Source organism: Rhodovarius lipocyclicus, assembly GCF_009900765.1.
Lineage (GTDB): Bacteria > Pseudomonadota > Alphaproteobacteria > Acetobacterales > Acetobacteraceae > Rhodovarius > Rhodovarius lipocyclicus.
Window position 1 is genome coordinate 1 of sequence record NZ_JAAABL010000039.1, and the last position, 21,079, is coordinate 21,079.

The window sequence follows — 21,079 nt, forward strand, 5'->3', positions numbered from 1 at the left end:
CTTGCCCAGGCAATGCGGCGACATCTTCGCCCATTGCTCGTCACTCAAAACCAAACGCTGCGTCATCCAAAGCGTGAATCATAAACACACGTCACCAGGAAAGATCTAAATCTCAACAAGCCCTAATTGATATTATTGTATAAATTTATCAGAAAAACCCTTGCAGGTTCCGGGCCGTCCCAAAACCGATGGAAAGTAATGGGGGGTTCTCGGGGGGAAAGTCATTTCCCCCCGAGCGGGAGTTTGAGGGCAGCGCCCTCAAGCCGCCTCGCAGCACGCGCGCACCCTTGCCTCCGCTTCCAGCATCTCCGCCACCGGGCTGATCTCCGCCTCTCGCACCACCGCGGCCCCCAGTGCCATCGCGGCCCCGGTGAAGCCCGGTTCCTCCAGCAGCCGGGCCAGCGCCGCGCGGATCTCGGCCACGCCGGCGCTGGGCGGCAGGCTCAGCCCCGCGCCGCGTTCGGTCACACGCACGGCGTTGTCGGCCTGGTCGCGCCCGTGCGGCAGCACCAGCAGGGGCCGGCCATGGGACAGCGCCTTCATCACCGTGCCATGGCCGCCATGGGTCACCACCAGCGCGGCCTCGGCCAGGATGGCGTGGTGCGGCGCGCTTTCGACCAGCACGACATTGCCCGCGCCGCGCAGCGCCCCGCGCCGGATGGAGCCGCCCAGCGTCACCACCGCGCGCATCGGCAGGCCGGCGATGGCGTCGATCACCCGTTGCAGCGCGCCGCCATGGTTCTGGAAGGTGGTGCTGAAGCTGACGAGGGCGAGCGGCCGGCGGTCATCGGGCGCGAAGGGAGAGGCCCAGGGCTCCGCCCAGACCGGTTCCGACAGGTCCGGCCCCAGATAGGCCATGTCGGGCGGCAGCACGTCCGGCGCGAAATCGAAGGCACGGGCGGTGGCCAGCAGCAGGGGCGAGGCCACCTCCAGCTGCTGCGCGACATGGGCCAGCGGCGCCAGGCCCAGCGCCGCGCGGGCGGCGTTCAGCACCGGCAGGCGGGTGTCGAGCAACGCATGCGTGCCCTCGGTGATGGCGGCATGCAGGGCGCTCTCCTCCTCGGTGCGGGCGGGCGGCAGGCCCGGGCCCATGGGCGGGATGCCCGGCATCGGGAACATGCTGAGGTTCATCGCCAGCAGGGCCACGCGCTGGCCCACCGCCTCGCAGCCCAGCGGCACGCCCAGGATCAGGTCGCTGGACACCACTAGGTCGGCGGGTTCGCGCGCCAGCTCCGCGATCACATCCTGGGCATAGGCCAAAGCGGGGCCGACAATCAGCGCATCCAGCGCGTGGGCCATGCCTTCCTGCGGGGTGGGTTCGGCCCAGTCGCGGATGTATTCGCTGTCGGGGTCGCGCACCGGTCGGTTGGGCGCGCGGGTCCAGGGGATCAGGATGGCGCCGGCGGCCTCCACCTCCGGCCGGTTGCAGTGTTCGAGCATCACGCGCACGCGGTGGCCCCGCGCGCGCAGGCGGCGGACCACGCCCAGCATGGGGGTGACGGAACCGCCTCCCTCGAAGCTAGCGAACAGGAAGGAGCGGGGTTCAGGCATCGGGGATCTCCTGCGGGCTGATGATGCCGGCGATGAAGGTGAGCATGATGTCGCGCAGCGCCTCGGGCGGGCGGCCCATATCGCGGCGGATGAGGTGCCAGAGCGTGAGGTCGGTGGCCGCGACCAGCGCATCCAGGCGCTGCCGGGCGGCCTCGGCGGGCAGGTTTTCCAGCCAGGGGGCCATGCAATGGGCCACCCAGGCGCGATGGCGCACACGGCCGATGTCATTGGCGGCGCGCAGCGCGGGATAGCGCGCCTCCTGGTGCAGGGCGCGCATCACCTTGTCGCCGATCAGCTCGTAATCCTCGACCAGCACGCGGACCATGGCGCGGATATCGCCGCGCGGGGCGTTGCGGCGGGCGACGATGGAATGGGACATCCGCTGCCAGCTGGCCTCCAGCAGGCCCTCCTTGCTGCCGAAGCGGCGGATGACGGTGGGCACCGAGACACCGGCCGCGCGCGCCACCGCCTCCAGCGTCACCAGGTCGAACCACTCATGCGTCAGGCAGGCGTCGAAGGCGTCCAGGATGCGGGCCGCGGTCTGCTCGGCGGCCAGGGCGCGGGCGCCCTGGCGATAGCCGCGGCGGGCGGGGGTTTCGGTATCCAATTTCATGTGCGTGGAGATAACGCCGAATTTCCGGCCCGTCATCATTTGATTTAAGTAAGACGATCACGAAAATTGCCGCCGGAAACCCGCTTCAAGCCCCGGGCCATCCCGCCTACCCTCACGCCCATGTTACGGGCCCTGCTTCTCTGGCTGCTGCTGGTCCTCCCCGCCCGGGCGGAGGAGCCGCCGCTGCTCGTCTCGGGCATGGGCAGCTTCCACATCGGCGGGCGGGAGGCCACGGTCACCGGCCGCCCGGTGCGGGAGGTGACGCTGGCCCCCGGCGCGCGGCCCGTGCGCATCGACCCCAACGGCACCTACCGGGTGGATGGCATGTATGTGCAGTTCCACCACCCGGCCCAGCGCCGGGGCCGCGTGCCGCTGCTGTTCTGGCATGGCGGCGGCATGACCGGCGTGGTGTGGGAAACCACCCCCGACGGGCGCGAGGGCTGGCAGACCTGGTTCCTGCGCCGGGGCTGGAGCGTCTATCTGAGCGACGCGGTGGAGCGCGGCCGCTCCGGCTGGGCCATGTTCCCCGACATCACCCCCGCCGAGCCCATCTTCCTGACCATGGCCGACCCGTGGGAGCGCTTCCGCATCGGCACCGGCCCCGGCAGCTGGCGCAGCCGCAGCGCCATCCCCGGCACGCAATTCCCCACCGATGCCTATGAGCGCTTCACCGCCCAGCTGGTGCCGCGCTGGATCGTGACCGACGCCGCCGCCACCGAGGCCTATACCCAGCTGCTGCGCCAGGTGGGCCCAGCCGTGGTGGTGGCCCATGCCCAGGGCAGCCTCTATGCCCTGCGCGCGGCCCGCGCCGACCCCGGGCGGGTGCGCGCCCTGGTGCTGATCGAGCCCACATCCTTCGGCGCGCCGGAGGATCTGCAGGCCCTGCGCGGCATTCCCATCCTGGCCCTGTATGGCGATTTCATCGAGCAGGACCCGCGCTGGTCCGCCGTGCATGAGCGCGGGGCCCAGTTCTTCGAGGCCCTGCGCGCCGCCGGCGGCCAGGCGGAGGCGGTGGACCTGCCCGCCCGCGACATCCGCGGCAACAGCCACCTGATGATGATGGACCGCAACAACGCCCAGGTGGCGGGGGTGATCCAGGAATGGCTCGCCGCCCGGGGGCTGTGGGAATAGCCGCGCCGCGATAGGCTGCGCCCAGCCGCAGGAGCGCCTTGCCATGACCTTTTCCCTGATCGCCCGCTGTGCCCGCACGGGGCAGATGGGTGTTGCCACCACCACCTCCGGCTTCGCGGTGGGCAGCCGGGTGCCCTGGGCCGCCGCCCATGTCGGCGCCGTGGCCACCCAGCACCGCACCGATCCTCGCCTGGGCCCGCGCGGGGTGGAGCTGCTGCGCTCCGGCTGCTCGGCGGAGGAGACGGTGGCGGCGCTGGCCGCCTCCACCCCCGACCATCGCTGGCGCCAGCTGGGCGTGGTGGACGCGCAGGGGCGCACCGCCTTCTTCCATGGGGCGCGGGTGAAGCCGTGCTCGGGCGCGGTGCAGGGCCAGGGTGTGCTGGCGCTGGGCAATATCCTGGCCAATGACGCGGTGCTGCCGGCCATGGTCGCGGCCTTCGACGCCGCCCCGGACGCGCCGCTGGCCGAGCGCCTGGTGCGCGGGCTGGAGGCCGGGGAGGCCGCGGGCGGCGAGCATGGGCAGATCCAGTCCGCCGCGCTGTATGTGGTGGCGGAGGAAAGCTTCCCCTATGTGGACCTGCGGGTGGACCGCAACCCGGCGCCCTTGGCCGAGCTGCGGGCGCTGTGGGAGGCCTATGCCCCGGATATCGACCTGCATGTGCGCCGGGCGGTGGACCCGGAGAGCATGGGGCCGTGAGGCACTACCGGGGCGCTGCCCTCAGGGGCTGAGGCCCGACGGCCAGCCCCGGGCCGGCAGCCCGCCCTGCAAACGCTCCTGGATGCCCGGCTCCTCGCCGGCCTCCAGCTCCATGGTCAGGGCGCGGCGCCATTGGAACTCGGCCTCGCTGCGGCGGCCGGCCACCCAATAGGCATCGCCCAGATGGTAGTTCACCGTGCCGTTGCGCGGTTCCAGTTCCACGGCGCGTTCCAGCCATTCCACCGCGCCGGCCATGTCGCCCAGGCGGAACAGCACCCAGCCCAGGCTGTCGGCGATGTTGCCGTCCTGCGGGCGCAACTCCACCGCGCGGCGCAGCATGGGCAGGGCGCGGTCCAGGTGGATGCCCTGGTCCGCCCAGGAATAACCCAGGTAATTCAGCACATAGGGCTGCTCGGGCGAGAGTTCGAGCGCACGCAGGAAGTCGGCCTCGGCCCCCGGCCAATTGCCGCTACGCTCCCGCGAGATGCCGCGGGCATAGAACAGCGGCCATTCCTGCTCACGCGGGCTGGGCACGCGGGCCATGGCCAGGTCATAGGCGGCCGCGGCCTCGGCGAAGCGGTTGCGGCGGCGGAACATGTCGCCCAGCCGCACCAGCGCCTGCGGGCGGTCCGGCAGGGCGGCGGCCTGTTCGCGCAGCAGGGCCTCGGCTTCATCGGGGCGGTCCAGCTTGTCCAGCAGGCCGGCGCGGCGCAGCAGCGCCACCGGCGCCAGCGCGTCATCGGCGCGGATGCCATTCAACAATTCCAGGGCGCGGGCATTGTGCTCGCCCTCGGTCAGGATGTCGCTCAGCAGCAGGATGGCGGGGCCGAAATTCGGGCGCAGCCGCAGGGCGAGCCGCGCCATCGCCATCGCCTGCTCATCGGCGGCCTGGCCGCGCAAGGCCCCCGCCAGGGCGACATAGGCCTCGGCGATGCCCTCCACGGCACTGGCCACGGCGCGCTGGCCCAGAATGGCACGGCGCGCGGGCTCGGCGGCGGCCAGCGAGATCTCATCCCCGTTCGCGGCCACCTGGTCCAGGATGCGCGTGGCCTCGCCGGGCTTGCCGGCGCGCTGCAGGATGGCGGCGGCCAGCATGGCCAGGCGCAATGTGGGTTCGGTCTGCTCCGCCAGGGAGGTGCGCAGCAGCCGCTCCGCCTCCCGGTTGCGATTGCCGAGGTCCGCGATCAGCGCGCCATGCAGCGCGGCCAGCGCGCGCAGGCGGCCATGGTCGATCACCGGGCGCAGGGAGGACAGCGCGGCGTCCGTCTGGTTGCGCCCGGCCAGGGTCCAGGCCTGCAGCAGCGGCACCAGCGCCTGGGTCAGCCCGCCGCGCGGCAGGGCGCGCACCCGGGCCTCGGCACGGTCCCAGCGGCCGGCGACGGCATCGGAGCCCATGAGCACCAGCAGCGCCACGCCGTTTTCCGGGATGCGGCGGGCCAGGCGCAGGGCCTCCGGCCGGCCATCCAGCAGGGCGGCCATGAAGGTGCGGTTGATGAGTTCCAGATTGTCCGGGTCGGACCGCAGGGCGATCAGCAGCAGGTCGGCGGCGCTGGGCGTATCCCCCAGCGTCAGCGCCACGCGCCCCGCGAGGAAATTGCCATAGAGGCCGGTGGCCGATTCCGGCCGCATCGGCGGGGCGGCGACGCTGGCCTCGGGCTGATCGGGCTGGCTGGCCGGTTGGTCCCCGCCCGTCTGGGCACCACCGGTTTGGGCCCAAGCCGGGGCGGCGCCCGCCAGCATTGCTGCGAGCGCCAGGGCGATACGGGGCGGATACAGGAAAGCGGCCATCTGCCCGCACTATAGAAGGCGCGGGCGTGACAGAAAGGCGCTGTGGCCCGCACAACACGCATGGCAGGCCAAATGTGGCTTCAATGTCACGTCCGCCTCATCCAAATGGATCAGGCCAGAGGGTCAGGCAGGCCGGCCATAGCCCCGGAACTGTGCCTTTACGGCCACCATCTCCTCCGGCGTCAGCAGCACCGGCGGCAGGCCGGCGGCCAGCAGCAGCAGGTATTCGCGGGCCAGGTTCTCCACCTCTCGCGCCAGGGCGTCCGCCCCGGCCAGGGTGGCGCCGATCGCCAACACCCCGTGATTGGCCAGCAGGCAGGCGCGCCGCCCGGCGATGGCCGCGACCGCCGCCTGGGCCAGCTCCGCCGTGCCGAACGTGGCATAGCCGCCGCACGGGATGTCGTCGCCGCCCGCCATGGCGACCATGTAATGAAAAGGCGGAATACTTCGCCGCGCGCAGGACAGCGCCGTGGCATGGGGCGAATGGGTGTGGACCAGGGCCTGGGCCTCCGGCCGCGCGGCGTAGATGTCCGCGTGCAGGCGCCATTCGCTGGAGGGGCGGTGCCGCCCGGCCAGCACCGCGCCATCCAGCGCGCATTCCACCAGGTCATCCGGCGTCAGCGCCGCATAGGGGATGCCGGAGGGGGTGATGAGAAAGCCCCCCGGGGTGCGCAGGGACAGGTTGCCCGATTTGCTGGGCATGTAGCCCAGCGCGTCCAGCGCCTGGGCGGCGGCGATCAGCGCCTCAGCGCCCATCGCCCTGCCCCGCCAGCTCCTGCGCGTGGCGCAGCACCGCCCGCTGGAACAGCCGCATCAGCGCCGCCCAGATCACCACCGCCAGCAGGGCCCACAGGAAGCCGTAATTCTGCCAAAGCAGCGCCGCCAGGACGAGCCAGCCGCAAGAGACCAGCACGCCCAGCCGCATGACCGAGAGCAGGCGCACCGCGCCTTACATCCCCCCGATATAGTTCGGCCCGCCCGCCCCTTCGGGCGTGCACCAGTCGATGTTCTGCGTCGGGTCCTTGATGTCGCAGGTTTTGCAATGCACGCAGTTCTGGGCATTGATCACCAGGCGCGGATTGCCTTCCTCGACACCCACCGCCTCATACACGCCGGCGGGGCAATAGCGGCTCTCGGGGCTGGCGAATTGCTGCCAGTTGTCGGCCAGCCACTTCTCCGGCTGCTTCAGCTTCAGGTGGGCCGGCTGGTCTTCCTCATGGTTGGTGTTCGACAGGAACACCGAGGACAGGCGGTCGAAGCTGATCACGCCATCGGGCTTCGGATAGGCGATCTTCGGCGAATCGGCCGCCTTCTTCAGCTGGCTGTGGTCGTGGTGGTGCGACAACGTCCAGGGCGCCTTGCCGCGGAAGACATAGGTGTCCAGCGCCGCGTTGATCAGCCCGCCCCACATGCCCCACTTGGCGAAGCCCGGGCGGATGTTGCGCACGCCGTGCAGCTCCTCCCACAGCCAGCTCTGCTTCAGGGCCTCGGGGTAGCTGTCCAGCACCTCCGGCCGCTGCTCGCCGGCGAGGGCCGCATGCACCGCCTCGGCGGCGACCATGCCGGACTTCATGGCGGTGTGGGTGCCCTTGATTTTGGGCACGTTCAGGAAGCCCGCCGTGTCGCCGATCAGCATGCCGCCGGGGAAGACCAGCTTGGGGATGGACTGGAAGCCGCCCTCGTTCAGCGCGCGGGCGCCATAGGCGATGCGCTTGCCGCCCTCCAGCCACTTCTTCACTTCCGGATGCTGCTTGAAGCGCTGGAATTCCTCGAAGGGCGACAGCCAGGGGTTGGAATAATCCAGGCCCACGACGAAGCCGATCGAGACCAGGTCCTCGCCCAGCATGTACATCCAGGACCCGCCATAGGTGTCGGTCTTCATCGGCCAGCCGGTGCTGTGCCAGATGCGGCCCGGCTTGTGCTTGTCCTTCGGGATCTGCCACAGCTCCTTGATGCCGATCCCATAGGTCTGGGGCTGGCAGTCGGCGCGCAGGTTGAAGGTCTCGAACAGCTTCTTGGTCAGGCTGCCGCGGCAGCCCTCGGCGAACAGGGTGTAGGTGGCGCGCAGCTCCATGCCGGGCTGGTAGTTCGGGCCTTCCTCGCCTTCCTTGTTGATGCCCATCACGCCGGCGACGACGCCCTTGACCACGCCGTCCTCGATGATGGTCTCCGACGCCGCGAAGCCTGGATAGATCTCGACGCCCAGCGCCTCGGCCTTGGCGCCCAGCCAGCGGGCCACATTGCCCAGGCTGACGATATAGTTGCCGTGATTGTCCATCTGCGGAGGGGTGGGCAGCCGGAATGCCTTGGTTTCCGTCAGCAGGACGAAATGGTCCTCGGTGGCCGGGGTGGCCAGCGCCGGGGGGTCCTCGCGCCAGTCGGGCAGCAGCTCATCCAGCGCGCGGGGTTCCAGCACGGCGCCCGAGAGGATATGCGCGCCGACCTCGCTGCCTTTTTCCACGATGCAGACATTGGTCTCGGGCGAGAGCTGTTTCAGCCGGATCGCGGCGGCGAGGCCGGACGGGCCCGCTCCCACGATCAGCACGTCAAACTCCATCGATTCACGTTCGGACATGTTCCACTCCCGCAATTCCGGCATTACCCATGTAGCGAAGGGCGCAAGCCTCGCAAACCCTATGGAAGTGGCAATGCGGATGGAGAGCGCGCTGTTGGAGGCGCTGAAGCTGCAGCTGGACTGGGGCGCCGACGAGACGCTGCTGGACCTGCCCGCCGGGCTGCCCCAGGCGGCGCCCCGGCGCGACCGCGCGGCCGCGCCCGCGCCCGAGGCTCCCGCGCCGCACCCCGCTGCCCCGAAGCCTGCGGCGCGCATCGAACCCCCGCGCCCCGTCCCCGCCGCCGGGATGGAGGCCGCGGCCCTGGCCGCCGCCGCGCAGGACCTGCCGGCCTTGCGCGCCGCCATGGCGGGCTTCACCGGCAGCCCGCTGAAGGACACGGCCACCCAGCTGGTCTTCGCCGATGGCGTGCCCGGTTCGGCCGTGATGTTCGTGGGCGAGGCCCCGGGCGCGGATGAGGACCGGCTCGGCCGGCCCTTCGTCGGTGTCTCCGGCCAGTTGCTGGACCGGATGCTCGCCAGCATCGGCCTCAACCGGGCCGAGAATTTCTATATTTCCAACATCCTGCCCTGGCGCCCGCCCGGCAACCGCACGCCCACGGATGCCGAGATGCAGATGTTCCTGCCCTTCATCCGCCGCCATATCGAGCTGGCCGGGCCGAAATACCTGGTGCTGCTGGGCGGCACGGCGGCCAAGGCGCTGGTCGGCGGCAAGGAAGGCATCACCCGCATGCGCGGCAAATGGCACGACGTGCGCCTGAGTAATGACAAAGTAATTCCTGCCCTGGCGACTTTGCACCCCGCGTATCTGCTGCGCACACCCTCGGCCAAGAAGGATGCCTGGAACGACTGCGTGATGCTGCGCCGCCGCATGAATGAGGCGTGATTGAGGCAGACATTGTAGCAGAGCGTGTCATCCCATCGCTAAACCCTTGTTTCGCCCGGGATCATCATCGCCATCCCATGCCACGTGACTGCCTTGATTGCAGGCAGTCGGATTTGCCTGTTGCCATCCGGCGCGGATGCCCGTATCGACTCGCCCGCCATGGAAGTGCAACCTCCATCGGCCCGCTCGATCCAGAGCCGCAGAATGGGTGTTCCCTTCGGTGGACTGGTGTTGGCGGCGGCCCTGTCATGGGGTTCCGTCGCATCCGCGCAGCAGGCCGCAGACCCGCTCCACCAGGTAGCCCGTGCGCCCAGTCGCACCGCGCCGCCGCAATCCGTGATGGGCACCGCAGACGCGGCGCGCATGCGCCGTGCCTTCTCGGCACAGGCGCGTGGCGACGTGCCGGCCGCCCTGCGGGAAGTGGAGGGGTTGGAGGACAGGCGGCTGATTGGCCATCTGCTGGCCGACCGGTACCTGCGCGCCACCGAGAATGTGACCATCCCAGAGCTGCAATCCTGGCTGGCGGACCATTCCGACCATCCGGACGCGCAGGCGCTGCACGGGCTGCTGGCCCGCCGCCTGCCGCGCGGCGCCGCCCTGCCGCCCCCGCCCACCGACCCGGAAGTGGACGCGATGGAGCTGGCGCCGGAGGAACGCCCCGCCGGCCCCGCCCTGGCCCGCCAGCCCGCGCTGGAACGCCAGATCGCGGCCAAGGTCGCGGCTGGCGACTATGCCCAGGCGCTGGCGCTGATCCTGCGCGCCCGCACCACCCCCGCCTATGCCGCCCAGCTGAAGGCTGAGCTGGCCCAGACCCTGTTCCGCCTCGGGCAGGACGAAACCTCTCTGCAAGTGGCCAATGAGGCCCTGCGCGCCCAGGCCGGCAACCCCGACGCCGCCTTCCAGGCGGGCCTGGCCGCCTGGGCGCTGGAGCAATACCCCCAGGCGCTCGGCTTTTTCGAACGCGCGGCCCGGAACGACCGGGCGGCCCCTGCCCTGCGCGCCGCCGCCGCCTATTGGACCGCGCGCGCCACCGTGCGCGCCCGCCGCCCCCAGGCCTATGTCAGCTGGATGCTGCAGGCGGCGCAGGAGCCACGCACCTTCTATGGCATGCTCGCCCGGCGCAGCCTGGGCCTGCCCACCGGCTTCGCCTGGGAAAACCCGCAAGGCGAGGCCAGCGTGCTGGCCGAGACCGCCGGGGGCTGGCGTGCCATGGCGCTGGTCCAGGTGGGCCAGCGCGATCGCGCCGAGGCCGAGCTGCGGCTGCTGTTCCGCCGCGGCCGGGGCAACCCGGTGCTGACCCAGGCCATATTGGCCTATGCCAACCAGGCCGGCATGCCGGCGGTGGCGACGCAGCTGGCCTCCGCCAGCCAGGGGCTGGATGGCCGCCCGCAGGATTTCGCCCGCTTCCCCCTGCCCATGCTGCAACCCGATGGCGGCTTCCGGGTGGACCCGGCCCTGCTGTATGGCCTGGCTTTGCAGGAAAGCCGGTTCGACCCCATGGTCGTCTCCCGCGCCGGGGCGCGCGGCATCCTGCAGATCATGCCGGCCACGGCCAGCTATATCGCCAACGACCCCAGCCTGCGCGGCGCCAACGCCCAGCGCCTGCATGAACCGGGCTTCGGGCTGGAACTCGGCCAGCGCTACATGCATGTGCTGGCCCGGCACGACACGGTCGCCGGCGACCTGATCCGGCTGCTGGCGGCCTATAACGCGGGCATCGGCAATCTGGGCCGCTGGCTGCCCGCCACCGGCCACCGCGACGACCCGCTGCTGTTCATCGAGAGCATCCCCGTGCACGAGACCCGCAATTTCGTGCAGCGTGTGCTGGCCTATTCCTGGATCTACGCCTCGCGCCTCGGCCTGCCGGCCGTGAGCCTGGATACGCTGGCGGCGGGCAGTTTCCCCCGCTTCGCGCAGCCGGAGGAAGTGGTGGCGATGCTGCGGCAGGGCCGGCGCGCGAACTGAGCGGGGACCGCCGAAGGGGGGTGCCCGCGGCACGCCCCTGGCCCCCGGCCGTGCCGGGGAGTATGAGGCGGAAGTTTGCCCAGACGCAGGATTCGCCGCCGTGAGCTTCTCCTACCCCATCCTCCCCGAGGGCCATCTGCTCGCGATCGAAGGGCTGGAACCCCCGCATATCCAGGCCCTGCTGGACCTGGCCGAGAGCTATGCCCTGCTGAACCGCCAGGGCAAAACGCAGCGCGACCTGCTGCGGGGCCGAACCCTGATCAACCTGTTCTTCGAGGACAGCACCCGCACCCGCACCAGCTTCGAGCTGGCGGGCAAGCGGCTGGGGGCGGATGTGATCAACATGTCCGTCTCGCAATCCTCGGTGAATAAGGGCGAGACGCTGCTCGACACCGCCTCCACGCTGAACGCCATGAACACTGACATCCTGGTGGTGCGCCACGCGCAGTCGGGCGCGCCGGCGCTGCTGGCGCAGAAGGTCTCGGCGGCCGTGATCAACGCGGGCGACGGCACCCATGAACACCCGACCCAGGCGCTGCTGGACGCGCTGACCATCCGCCGCCACAAGGGCGACCTGCATGGGCTGATCGTGGCGATCTGCGGCGACATCACCCATTCCCGCGTGGCGCGCAGCAACATCCACCTGCTCTCGGCCATGGGGGCGGAGGTGCGGCTGATCGCGCCCCCCACCCTGCTGCCGACCGATGTGGACCGCCTCGGCGTCACCGTCTTCCACGACATGCGCAAGGGGCTGGCGGGCGCCGATGTGGTGATGATGCTGCGCCTGCAGAAGGAACGCATGTCGGGCGGGCTCGTGCCCTCCGCGCGGGAATTCTTCCGCTTCTACGGGCTGGACCAGGAGAAGCTGTCCTTCGCCAAGCCCGATGCCATCGTGATGCATCCGGGCCCGATGAACCGCGGCATCGAGATCGACAGCGCGGTGGCCGACGACCCCAGCCGCAGCGTGATCGGCGAGCAGGTGGAAATGGGGGTGGCCATGCGCATGGCGGTGCTGGACGTGCTGGCGCGCGACCTGCGGCGGAACGCATGATCCGCCCCGCCCTTCCGCATGAGGCCGAGGCCATGCGCGCCCTGGTGCGCGCGGCCTATGCCCGCTGGGTGCCCGTCATCGGGCGCGAGCCCTGGCCGATGATCGACGACTACGCCGCGCGCATCGCCGCCGGCCAGGCTTGGCTGCTGGAGACGGAGCAGGGGCTGGAAGGTGCGCTGGTGCTGGAGGATGACGACGGCGCGCTGATGCTCGACAACATCGCGGTCGCCACCAGCAGCCAGGGGCGCGGCCATGGGCTGGCCCTGATGGCCTTCGCCGAGGCCGAGGCGCGCCGCCGCGGCTACACCACCATCCGCCTCTACACCAACGAACTGATGACGACGAACATCGCGCTGTACGCGCGGCACGGCTATGTCGAGACCCATCGCGCCGAAGGCGCCGGGTTCCGCCGTGTGTTCATGGAGAAGCACCTGGCATGACCGACCTGCTCATCACCAATGCCCGGCTGCTGGACCCGGCGACGGGCCTGGATGCCCAAGGGTCCCTGCTGATCCGCGACGGGAAGATCGCCTCGCTGACCGGCGCACCGGCCGAGGGCTTGCCCACGCTGGACGCCGGCGGCGCCTGCCTGGCCCCGGGGCTGGTGGACATGCGCGCGAGCCTGGGCGAGCCCGGCGCCGAGCACCGGGAGACCATCGCCTCCGCCGCGCGGGCGGCCGCCGCCGGGGGCATCACCACCCTCTGCGCCCTGCCCGACACCAGCCCGGCGCTGGACGACCCCGCCCTGGTGCAGTTCATGGCCCGCCAAGGCGAGGCCACGGGCAGTCTGACCATCCTGCCCTATGGCGCCGCCACGCGCGGGCTGCAGGGCAAGGAGATCTCGGAATACGGCCTGCTGCGGGAGGCGGGGGCCGTGGCCTTCACCGATGCCGGGCACGCCATTGCCAATGCGCGCACCATGCGGCTCGCCCTCGGCTATGCCCGCGCCTTCGGCAGCTTCATCGTGCAGCACCCGGAGGAGCCGAGCCTGGCCTCGGGCGGCGTGGCGACGGAGGGCGAACTGGCCAGCCGGCTCGGCCTGCCGGGCATTCCGCTGGCCGCCGAATCCATGATGGTGGCGCGCGATATCGCGCTGGCCCGGCTCTCGGGCGGGCATGTGCATTTCTCCCGCGTCTCGACCGGCGCCGCCCTGGACCTGATCCGCGCCGCCAAGGCCGAGGGGCTGAGCGTGACCTGCGACACCGCTCCCCCCTATTTCGACCTGAACGAGACCGCCATCACCGGCTATCGCAGCTATGCGAAGCTCAGCCCGCCCCTGAGGCCGGAGGCCGAGCGCCTGGCCGTGGTGGCGGCGCTGAAGGACGGCACGATCGACGCCGTGGTCAGCGACCACCAGCCGCGCGACGCCGACGACAAGCGCCTGCCCTTCCTGCAGGCCGAGGCCGGCGGCGCGGGGCTGGCCACGCTGCTGTCGGTCACGCTGGCGCGCTTCCATGGCGGCGACCTGCCGCTGCTGGAGGCGCTGGCCCTGCTGACCTGCAAGCCCGCCAAGCTGCTGGGCATCGAGGCCGGGGCGCTGAAGGTGGGCGCCGCCGCCGACCTGATGCTGTTCGACCTGCGGCGCGGCTGGCAGGTGAAGGACGGCCAGCTGCCCGGCAAGGCGCAGAACACCCCCTTCGACGGCCGCGCGCTGGAGGGCCGGGTGACCGCCACCTTCAAGGCCGGGCGCCGGGTGTTCGGGGCATGAATGACGCACTCGCCCTGCTGATCGGCCTGGCGCTGGGCTCGGTCCCCTTCGGGCTGATCCTGACCCGCGCGGCGGGGCTGGGCGATGTCCGCACCATCGGCAGCGGCAGCATCGGCGCCACCAATGTGCTGCGCACGGGCAACAAGAAGGTGGCCGCCGCCACCCTGGCGCTGGACGTGCTGAAGGGCGTCGTCGCCGTGCTGGTCTGCCAGGATCTCTGGGGTCGCGACGCCGGGCTGCTGGCGGGGCTGGCGGCCGTGGTCAGCCACTGCTTTCCGGTGTGGCTGGGCTTCAGGGGCGGCAAGGGGGTGGCCACCGCCGCCGGCGTGCTGCTGGCCGCCGCCTGGTGGATGGGGCTGATCGTGGCCGGCGTCTGGCTGGCCTCGGCCTTCCTCACGCGGATTTCCTCGGCCTCCGCCCTGATCGCCTGCGCGGCCGCCCCCATCGTGGCGCTGCTGGCCGGGGACAGCACCCTGGCGCTGTTCGCCCTGGTGCTGGCCCTGTTCGTGGCCTGGCGCCACAGCGCCAATATCCGCCGCCTGATCGCGGGCACCGAGCCGCGCATCGGCGCCGGCAAATGAAGCAGGCGGAGGCGCTGGCCCGGCTGCGCCTCGCGCGCGGCGAGGGCATCGGCCCCCTGACCTTCCGCCGCCTGCTGCAACGCTTCGGCTCCGCCGAGGCGGCCATCGGCGCCCTCTCCCGCCACCCCGACCGCTTCCGCCCCATCGAGCCGGCCGAGGCCGCCCGGGAATGGGAGGCGACGCAGCGCCTGGGCGGGCGCTTCCTGTTCCATGGCGAGGCGGGCTACCCGCCCTTGCTCGCCACCATCCCCGACGCGCCGCCCGTGCTGTCCTGCCTGGGTTATGAGGAGGCCTTCGCGCCCAAGGCCGTGGCGATCGTCGGCGCGCGCAACGCGACGCTGGCGGGCCGCCGCTTCGCGGAGATCCTGGCCCGCGACCTGGCGCGGGAGGGGCTGTGCATCGTCTCCGGCCTCGCGCGCGGGATCGACGCGGCGGCGCATGAGGGTGCCATCACCGGCGCGGGCCCCACCATCGCGGCCATGGCCGGTGGCCTCGACAAGCCCTACCCGCCCGAGAATGCGCCCCTGCAAGCCCGCATCCTGGAACGCGGCGGCGCCGTGATCACGGAGGCCCCGCTCGGCACCGCGCCGCTGGCGCGCCATTTCCCCCGGCGCAACCGGCTGGTGGCCGGCCTCTCGCTCGGCGTGGTGATCGTGGAGGCGATGGCCAAGTCCGGCACCCTCATCACCGCGCGGCTGGGGCTGGAGTATGGGCGGGAGATTTTCGCGGTGCCCGGCCACCCGCTGGAACCCCGTGCGCGGGGGCCGAACGACCTGCTGCGCCAGGGCGCCCGGCTGACCGAAACCGCCGCCGATGTGCTGGAACATCTGCCCGACGCGCCGGCCGATACCCCCCTGTTCACCCCCCGGAATATGCCGGCCGAGGCCGAGGAGGCCCCGCCGGACCCCGTGGGCCCTGCCCCGGACGCATTGCAAATCCTTGATTTACTGGGCACCGATGCGGTCTCGGTTGACGATCTGGCCCGCCGCTGCCAGCTATCGGTGCCGGAACTGCGTGCCATCCTGCTCGACCTGGAGCTGGAGGGGCGCGTGCAAACACTCTCGGGCAACCGGGTGGCGCGGGCCTGAACCCGCCCATCCGGCCCCTTATCTGGAACGCTGATGCCTGACGTCCTCGTCGTCGAAAGCCCGGCCAAGGCCAAGACCATCAACAAGTATCTGGGGGACGGTTTCACCGTGCTCGCCAGCTTCGGCCATGTGCGCGACCTGCCGCCCAAGGACGGTTCCGTGCGCCCGGAGGAAGACTTCGCGATGGACTGGGAGGCGGACGACCGTGGCCGCAAGCAGGTCCAGGCCATCGCCCGCGCGCTGAAGGGGGCCAAGCACCTCTATCTGGCGACCGACCCTGATCGGGAGGGCGAGGCGATTTCCTGGCATGTGAAGGACATGCTGGCGCGCGAAGGCGCCCTGCGCGGCGTTCAGGTCAGCCGCGTGACCTTCAACGAGATCACCAAGCGCGCCGTCCAATACGCCATCGCCCATCCGCGGGATTTGGATACGCCGCTGATCGAGGCCTATCTGGCCCGCCGCGCGCTGGATTACCTGGTGGGCTTCTCGCTGTCGCCCGTGCTGTGGCGCAAGCTGCCGGGCAGCAAATCGGCCGGGCGCGTGCAATCCGTCGCCCTCAGGCTGATCTGCGAGCGCGAGGCCGAGATCGAGGCCTTCAAGGCGCGCGAATACTGGACGGTGGAGGCGCGCCTCGCCACGCCGCTCGGCGCGCCCTTCATGGCCCGGCTGACGCATCATGAGGGCCGCAAGCTCGACCAGTTCGACCTGAACACCGAGGCGCTGGCGCTGGCCGCCAAGCGCGCGGTGGAGGCGGGCAAGTTCTCGGTGGGCTCGGTCGAGAAGAAGCGCGTGCGGCGCAACCCGCCCGCCCCCTTCACCACCAGCACCCTGCAGCAGGAAGCCAGCCGCAAGCTGGGCTTCGGCGCGCAGCTGACCATGCGCACCGCCCAGTCCCTGTATGAGGGCGTGGCGATCGGCGGCGAGACCGTGGGCCTCATCACCTATATGCGGACGGACGGCGTGCAGATGGCGCGTGAGGCCATCATGGCCATCCGCGACCATGTGAAGGGCGAGTTCGGCCCCGACTACCTGCCCGGCGCGCCGCGCGAATACACCAGCAAGGCCAAGAACGCCCAGGAAGCGCATGAGGCGGTGCGCCCCACCGATGTCTCCCGCACTCCGGCCAGCGTGGCGCGCTACCTCAGTGAGCAGCAGCGCAAGCTGTATGAGCTGGTCTGGAAGCGCGCGGTCGCCAGCCAGATGCAGTCCGCCGAGCTGGACCAGACGGTGGCCGAGATCGTCGAGCCCACGGGCCAGACCCGGCTGCGCGCCACCGGCTCCGTCATCGCCTTCGACGGCTTCCTGAAGCTGTACCGCGAGGACCGCGACGACGCGGCCCCCGAGGATGACGACGAGAACCGCACTCTGCCGCCGATGCGGGAGAAGGACGCGCTGAAGACCGGGGAGGTGAATGCCAGCCAGCACTTCACCCAGCCGCCGCCGCGCTTTTCCGAAGCCAGCCTGGTGAAGCGGATGGAGGAGCTGGGCATCGGCCGGCCTTCCACCTACGCCTCCATCCTGCAGGTGCTGCAGGACCGCGAATACGTGAAGCTGGACAAGCGCCGCTTCATGCCGGAGGACCGGGGGCGGCTCGTGACCGCCTTCCTGGTCAGCTATTTCGAACGCTATGTGGACACCGGCTTCACGGCGGGGCTGGAGGAACAGCTCGACGAAATCTCGGACGGCAAGGCCGATTGGCGCGCGGTGATGCGCGCCTTCTGGGAGGCCTTCTCGACCGCGATCGACGCGACCAAGGACCTCAAGATCAGCGACGTGATCGACCGGCTGGACGAGGAGCTGGGCCCCCACTTCTTCCCCGCCGCCGATGATGGCAAGGACCCGCGCCTTTGCCCCTCCTGCGGGGCGGGGCGGCTGGGGCTGCGGCTGGGGCGCACCGGCGCCTTCATCGGCTGCTCCAACTATCCGGAATGCCGCTACACCCGCCCGCTGGCGGTGCCGGGGGCCGAGGGCGACGCCACCGGCGCCCTGGCCGATGGCCTGCGCGAATTGGGCGTGGACCCCGCGACCGGCCAGAAGGTGACCATGCGGCGCGGGCCCTATGGCATCTATGTGCAGCTGGGCGAGGCCGGCGTGGACGAGAAGGGCAAGCCCACCAAGCCCCGCCGCGCCAGCCTGGCCCGCAACATGGACCCCGAGCAGATGGGGCTGGAACAGGCGCTCGCCCTGCTGTCCATGCCGCGTGTGGTCGGCGTGCACCCGGATACGGGTGAGGAGATCACGGCCCATCTCGGCCGCTTCGGGCCCTATATCACCATGGGCGCGCTGTCGAAGTCGCTGGACAAGGATGACGACGTGCTGTCGCTCGGGCTGAACCGGGCGGTGGCGCTGCTGGCGGATGCCAAGCCGCGCGGCATCACCCTGGGCGACCACCCGGCGGATGGCGAGAAGGTGGAGGTGCGGCGCGGCCGCTTCGGCCCCTTCATCCTGCACGGCAAGCGCGTGGCGAACATGCCGCGCGGGGTCGAGATGGAAGCCATCAGCCTGGATGAGGCGGTGAAGCTGCTGGCCGAGAAGGGCAAGGACCTGCCGCCGATGAAGGGTGCGCGCGGCGCCAAGGGCAAGGCCGCGGCGAAGAAGCCCGCCGCGAAGGCGGAGGCTGCGCCCAAGCCCGCCGCCAAGAAGGCAGCCCCCAAAAAGGCCGCGCCGAAGAAGGCCGCCGCCAAGACCACCGCCAAGGCGCCCACGAAAAAGGCCGCCACCAAGAAGCCCGCGGCACCCAAGGCGTGACGCGCAAGGGACCGCCGCCGAAAGGAAAGAAGGCCGCGCGGGCCGCCCTGACCCGCGCCGCGAAGCCCGCCAGCGGCGAGAAGCGTCCGCCCAGGCCCGCCGAACCCAACCGGCGCGCCTTCAAGGGCGGCAAGCCCAAGGTGGCCCGCCCGCTCGGCGTGCCGCAGGGTGAGCCCGGCACGCTACCCACGGCGCTGCAGCTCAAGAAATTCCTGGCCTCGGCCCAGGGCAAGCTGCGCATGGTGGAAATCGCCCGCGCCTTCAACCTGACGCCCGACCAGCGCCCTGCCCTGCGCAACCTGATCCGGCAGATGAAGGAGGACGGCCAGGCCGCCCCCGCCGGCCGGCGCAGCGTGGAAGCGCCCCTGCACCGCCGCCCCACCCTGCCGGAGATGTGCCTGGTGGAGGTGTTCGGCACCGACACCGAGGGCGACCCGCTGGCCCGCCCCGTGGGCTGGGAGGGCGATGGCCCCGCCCCCCTGATCTACATGCGCCCCGAGCAGCGCGGCCAGCCGGCGCTCGCCCCGCGCGACAGGGTGCTGGCCCGGCTGCGCCCGATCGGCGCCGGCAAGTATGAGGGGCGCACCTTCAAACGCATCGCCGCCCGCGATACCTCGAAGATCCTGGGCGTGGTCGAGGGCGGGCTGCTGGTGCCCACCGACCGGCGCAACAAATCCAGCTGGTCCATCGCCGAGGGCGACGCCGCCGAGGGCGAGATCATCCTGGCCGAACCCGTGGCCTCTCCGGGGCGGCATTTCGGGCCCCGCCCGGTGAAGGTGATCGAGGTTCTGGGCCGGCTCGGTCAGGCGAAATCGGTCTCGCTGATCTGCATCCACGCCCATGGCATCCCGGTGGATTTCTCGCCCGAGGCGGTGCAGCAGGCCGAGAAGGCCCGCGCCACCCGCATGAGCAAGACGCGCGAGGACCTGCGCGGCATCCCGCTGGTGACGATCGACGGCGAGGATGCGCGGGATTTCGACGACGCGGTCTTCGCCGAGCCCACCGCCGATGGCTGGCGCATCATCGTGGCCATCGCCGATGTGGCGCATTACGTGACCCCGGGCTCGGCGCTGGACCAGGATGCCCGCCGGCGCGGCAACAGCGTCTATTTCCCCGACCGCGTGGTGCCCATGCTGCCGGAGCAGCTGTCCAACGGCTGGTGCAGCCTGCGCCCGCATGAGGATCGCGGCTGCCTGTTCGTGGAGATGGAGTTCGACAAGGCCGGCACCAAGCGCCAGCACCGCTTCGGGCGCGGCCTGATGCGCAGCGCCGCCCGCCTGACCTATGAGCAGGCCGAGGAAGCGCATCTGGCCGGCACCGACCCCGAGGGGCTGGAGGCCGGGCACATGGCGAAGCTCTACGGTGCCTATAAATCGCTGCTGGGCGCGCGCATCCGGCGCGGCACGCTCGACCTCGACCTGCCCGAGCGCCGGGTGATCCTGAACGAGAATGGGGAGGTGACCTCCGTCCGGCCCCGCGCGCGGCTCGACTCGCACCGGCTGATCGAGGAATTCATGGTGGCCGCCAATGTCTGCGCGGCGGAGGAGCTGGAGCGCCTGTCCCAGCCCTGCATGTACCGCGTGCACGACCGCCCCTCGGACCAGAAGCTGGAGGGGCTGCGGCAGTTCCTGGCGCAATTCGACATCACCCTGCCCCAGGGCGACCGGCTGCTGCCGAAGAACCTGGCCCATGCCCTGACCAAGGTGAAGGGCGAGCCGCATGAGCGCCTGACCCATGAGGTGATGCTGCGCAGCCAGAGCCAGGCGGCCTACGCCCCCGACAATCTGGGCCATTTCGGCCTGGCCCTGCCGCGCTACGCCCATTTCACCAGCCCGATCCGGCGTTACGCCGACCTGCTGGTGCACCGGGCGCTGATCCGCGGCCTGAAGCTGGGCAAGGACGGCATCACGGAGGGCGAGGCCTCCATCATGCCCGACACCGGGGAGCAGATCACGCTGACCGAACGCCGCGCGGCGCTCGCCGAGCGCGACGCGGTGGACCGCTACCTAGCCGCCTTCATGGCCGGGCGGCAGGGAGAGGTGTTCCAGGCCCGGATCTCCGGCGTCACGCGCTTCGGCATGTTCGTGACGGTGGAGGAGACGGGGGCCTCGGGACTCGTGCCCTTCGCCGCCCTGCCGGATGACCGGTGGGAGGAGGACGGCACCGGCCTCGCTTTGGTCGGCCGGCGGACGGGGATGCGATTCTCCCTCGGCGACGAGGTGGAAGTGACCCTGCGGGAGGCCAATGCCCTGACCGGAAGTCTGCAATTCCACCTGCGTTCCGGCAAGGGCGCCAAGGCGCGGGCCGGAAAACCCTTCAAAACCGGGCGCCACCGCGCAGGAAAGGCTTGACCCCCGGCCCGGCCTGTATCATTCAGGCGCCCATGTCCCGTGGGTCCACCCCGCGGCAATTCCTTTTGCAGACTGCACTGATCGGACCCGACCCATGGCCAAATCAAACACCATCCAGATCAAGCTGGTGAGCAGCGCCGAAACCGGCCACTTCTACGTCACGAAGAAGAATGCCCGCACGGCCACCGGCAAGCTGGAGCTGAAGAAGTACGACCCGGTGGTGCGCAAGCACGTCGTCTACCGCGAGTCCAAGATCAAGTAATCGGCCCACGGCCCAGGCCGTGGCTGATGGAACCGGTGCGGGGCAACCCGCGCCGGTTTTTTTATTGCCCAACCTTTTCCTGTCTTG

Annotated in this window: 18 protein-coding genes; 12 read left to right on the top strand and 6 right to left on the bottom strand. The window is 70.8% G+C overall.

All coding sequences use genetic code 11. The annotated features are described in order from the left end of the window. Positions 1–258 precede the first annotated feature (258 nt). Together GT007_RS18210 and GT007_RS18215 are read right to left on the bottom strand one after the other, a co-directional pair. Positions 259–1,551 (bottom strand): glycosyltransferase, encoded by a 1,293-nt coding sequence (locus GT007_RS18210; RefSeq protein ID WP_160123091.1) that lies wholly within the window; start codon positions 1,549–1,551, stop codon positions 259–261. Beyond that, complete coding sequence (locus tag GT007_RS18215; protein ID WP_160123092.1) at positions 1,544–2,164, bottom strand: TetR/AcrR family transcriptional regulator; 621 nt, start codon at positions 2,162–2,164, stop codon at positions 1,544–1,546. The genes GT007_RS18210 and GT007_RS18215 overlap by 8 nt, the downstream gene beginning before the upstream one ends. A 120-nt stretch (positions 2,165–2,284) precedes the next feature. On the opposite strand from GT007_RS18215, the gene GT007_RS18220 reads away from it, so the two are divergent. Together GT007_RS18220 and GT007_RS18225 are read left to right on the top strand one after the other, a co-directional pair. After that, positions 2,285–3,295 (top strand): alpha/beta hydrolase family protein, encoded by a 1,011-nt coding sequence (locus GT007_RS18220; RefSeq protein WP_160123093.1) that lies wholly within the window; start codon positions 2,285–2,287, stop codon positions 3,293–3,295. Positions 3,296–3,338: 43 nt separating this feature from the next. Further along, positions 3,339–3,992 (top strand): DUF1028 domain-containing protein, encoded by a 654-nt coding sequence (locus GT007_RS18225; protein WP_160123094.1) that lies wholly within the window; start codon positions 3,339–3,341, stop codon positions 3,990–3,992. Between the two features lie 21 nt (positions 3,993–4,013). On the opposite strand, the gene GT007_RS18230 is transcribed toward GT007_RS18225, so the two are convergent. The 4 genes from GT007_RS18230 to GT007_RS18245 all read right to left on the bottom strand — a co-directional run bounded on the left by GT007_RS18230 (position 4,014) and on the right by GT007_RS18245 (position 8,355). Further along, positions 4,014–5,780, bottom strand: coding sequence for a tetratricopeptide repeat protein (locus GT007_RS18230; RefSeq protein ID WP_160123095.1), 1,767 nt, complete (start codon positions 5,778–5,780; stop codon positions 4,014–4,016). Positions 5,781–5,903: 123 nt separating this feature from the next. Beyond that, positions 5,904–6,536: a class II aldolase/adducin family protein gene (locus GT007_RS18235; RefSeq protein ID WP_160123096.1), complete on the bottom strand. Its 633-nt coding sequence runs from the start codon at positions 6,534–6,536 to the stop codon at positions 5,904–5,906. Continuing rightward, positions 6,526–6,723: a hypothetical protein gene (locus GT007_RS18240; RefSeq protein WP_160123097.1), complete on the bottom strand. Its 198-nt coding sequence runs from the start codon at positions 6,721–6,723 to the stop codon at positions 6,526–6,528. The genes GT007_RS18235 and GT007_RS18240 overlap by 11 nt, the downstream gene beginning before the upstream one ends. 6 nt (positions 6,724–6,729) lie before the next feature. Then, on the bottom strand, positions 6,730–8,355 hold the full coding sequence (locus GT007_RS18245; protein ID WP_160123098.1) for an electron transfer flavoprotein-ubiquinone oxidoreductase: 1,626 nt from the start codon (positions 8,353–8,355) through the stop codon (positions 6,730–6,732). 73 nt (positions 8,356–8,428) lie between these two features. On the opposite strand from GT007_RS18245, the gene GT007_RS18250 reads away from it, so the two are divergent. The 10 genes from GT007_RS18250 (at position 8,429) to rpmG (ending at position 20,992) form a co-directional block, all read left to right on the top strand. Further along, the gene (locus tag GT007_RS18250; RefSeq protein WP_236571741.1) at positions 8,429–9,238 is read left to right on the top strand and encodes a uracil-DNA glycosylase; all 810 of its coding nucleotides are present in this window, start codon (positions 8,429–8,431) and stop codon (positions 9,236–9,238) included. A 339-nt stretch (positions 9,239–9,577) separates the two neighbouring features. Beyond that, positions 9,578–11,203, top strand: coding sequence for a lytic transglycosylase domain-containing protein (locus GT007_RS18255; protein WP_236571745.1), 1,626 nt, complete (start codon positions 9,578–9,580; stop codon positions 11,201–11,203). Between the two features lie 100 nt (positions 11,204–11,303). Further along, the gene (locus GT007_RS18260; protein WP_236571742.1) at positions 11,304–12,254 is read left to right on the top strand and encodes an aspartate carbamoyltransferase catalytic subunit; all 951 of its coding nucleotides are present in this window, start codon (positions 11,304–11,306) and stop codon (positions 12,252–12,254) included. Further along, complete coding sequence (locus GT007_RS18265; RefSeq protein WP_160123100.1) at positions 12,251–12,694, top strand: GNAT family N-acetyltransferase; 444 nt, start codon at positions 12,251–12,253, stop codon at positions 12,692–12,694. Before GT007_RS18260 ends, GT007_RS18265 begins: the two co-directional genes overlap by 4 nt. Then, positions 12,691–13,962, top strand: coding sequence for a dihydroorotase (locus GT007_RS18270; RefSeq protein ID WP_160123101.1), 1,272 nt, complete (start codon positions 12,691–12,693; stop codon positions 13,960–13,962). Before GT007_RS18265 ends, GT007_RS18270 begins: the two co-directional genes overlap by 4 nt. Next, complete coding sequence (gene plsY / locus GT007_RS18275; protein WP_160123102.1) at positions 13,959–14,543, top strand: glycerol-3-phosphate 1-O-acyltransferase PlsY; 585 nt, start codon at positions 13,959–13,961, stop codon at positions 14,541–14,543. The genes GT007_RS18270 and plsY overlap by 4 nt, the downstream gene beginning before the upstream one ends. After that, the gene (gene dprA / locus GT007_RS18280; protein WP_160123103.1) at positions 14,540–15,631 is read left to right on the top strand and encodes a DNA-processing protein DprA; all 1,092 of its coding nucleotides are present in this window, start codon (positions 14,540–14,542) and stop codon (positions 15,629–15,631) included. The genes plsY and dprA overlap by 4 nt, the downstream gene beginning before the upstream one ends. Before the next feature lie 33 nt (positions 15,632–15,664). Continuing rightward, positions 15,665–18,379 (top strand): type I DNA topoisomerase, encoded by a 2,715-nt coding sequence (gene topA / locus GT007_RS18285; RefSeq protein WP_160123104.1) that lies wholly within the window; start codon positions 15,665–15,667, stop codon positions 18,377–18,379. Beyond that, positions 18,376–20,730, top strand: coding sequence for a ribonuclease R (rnr, locus tag GT007_RS18290; RefSeq protein WP_236571743.1), 2,355 nt, complete (start codon positions 18,376–18,378; stop codon positions 20,728–20,730). The genes topA and rnr overlap by 4 nt, the downstream gene beginning before the upstream one ends. A 94-nt stretch (positions 20,731–20,824) precedes the next feature. Beyond that, positions 20,825–20,992: a 50S ribosomal protein L33 gene (gene rpmG, locus GT007_RS18295; RefSeq protein WP_160123105.1), complete on the top strand. Its 168-nt coding sequence runs from the start codon at positions 20,825–20,827 to the stop codon at positions 20,990–20,992. Positions 20,993–21,079 lie beyond the last annotated feature (87 nt).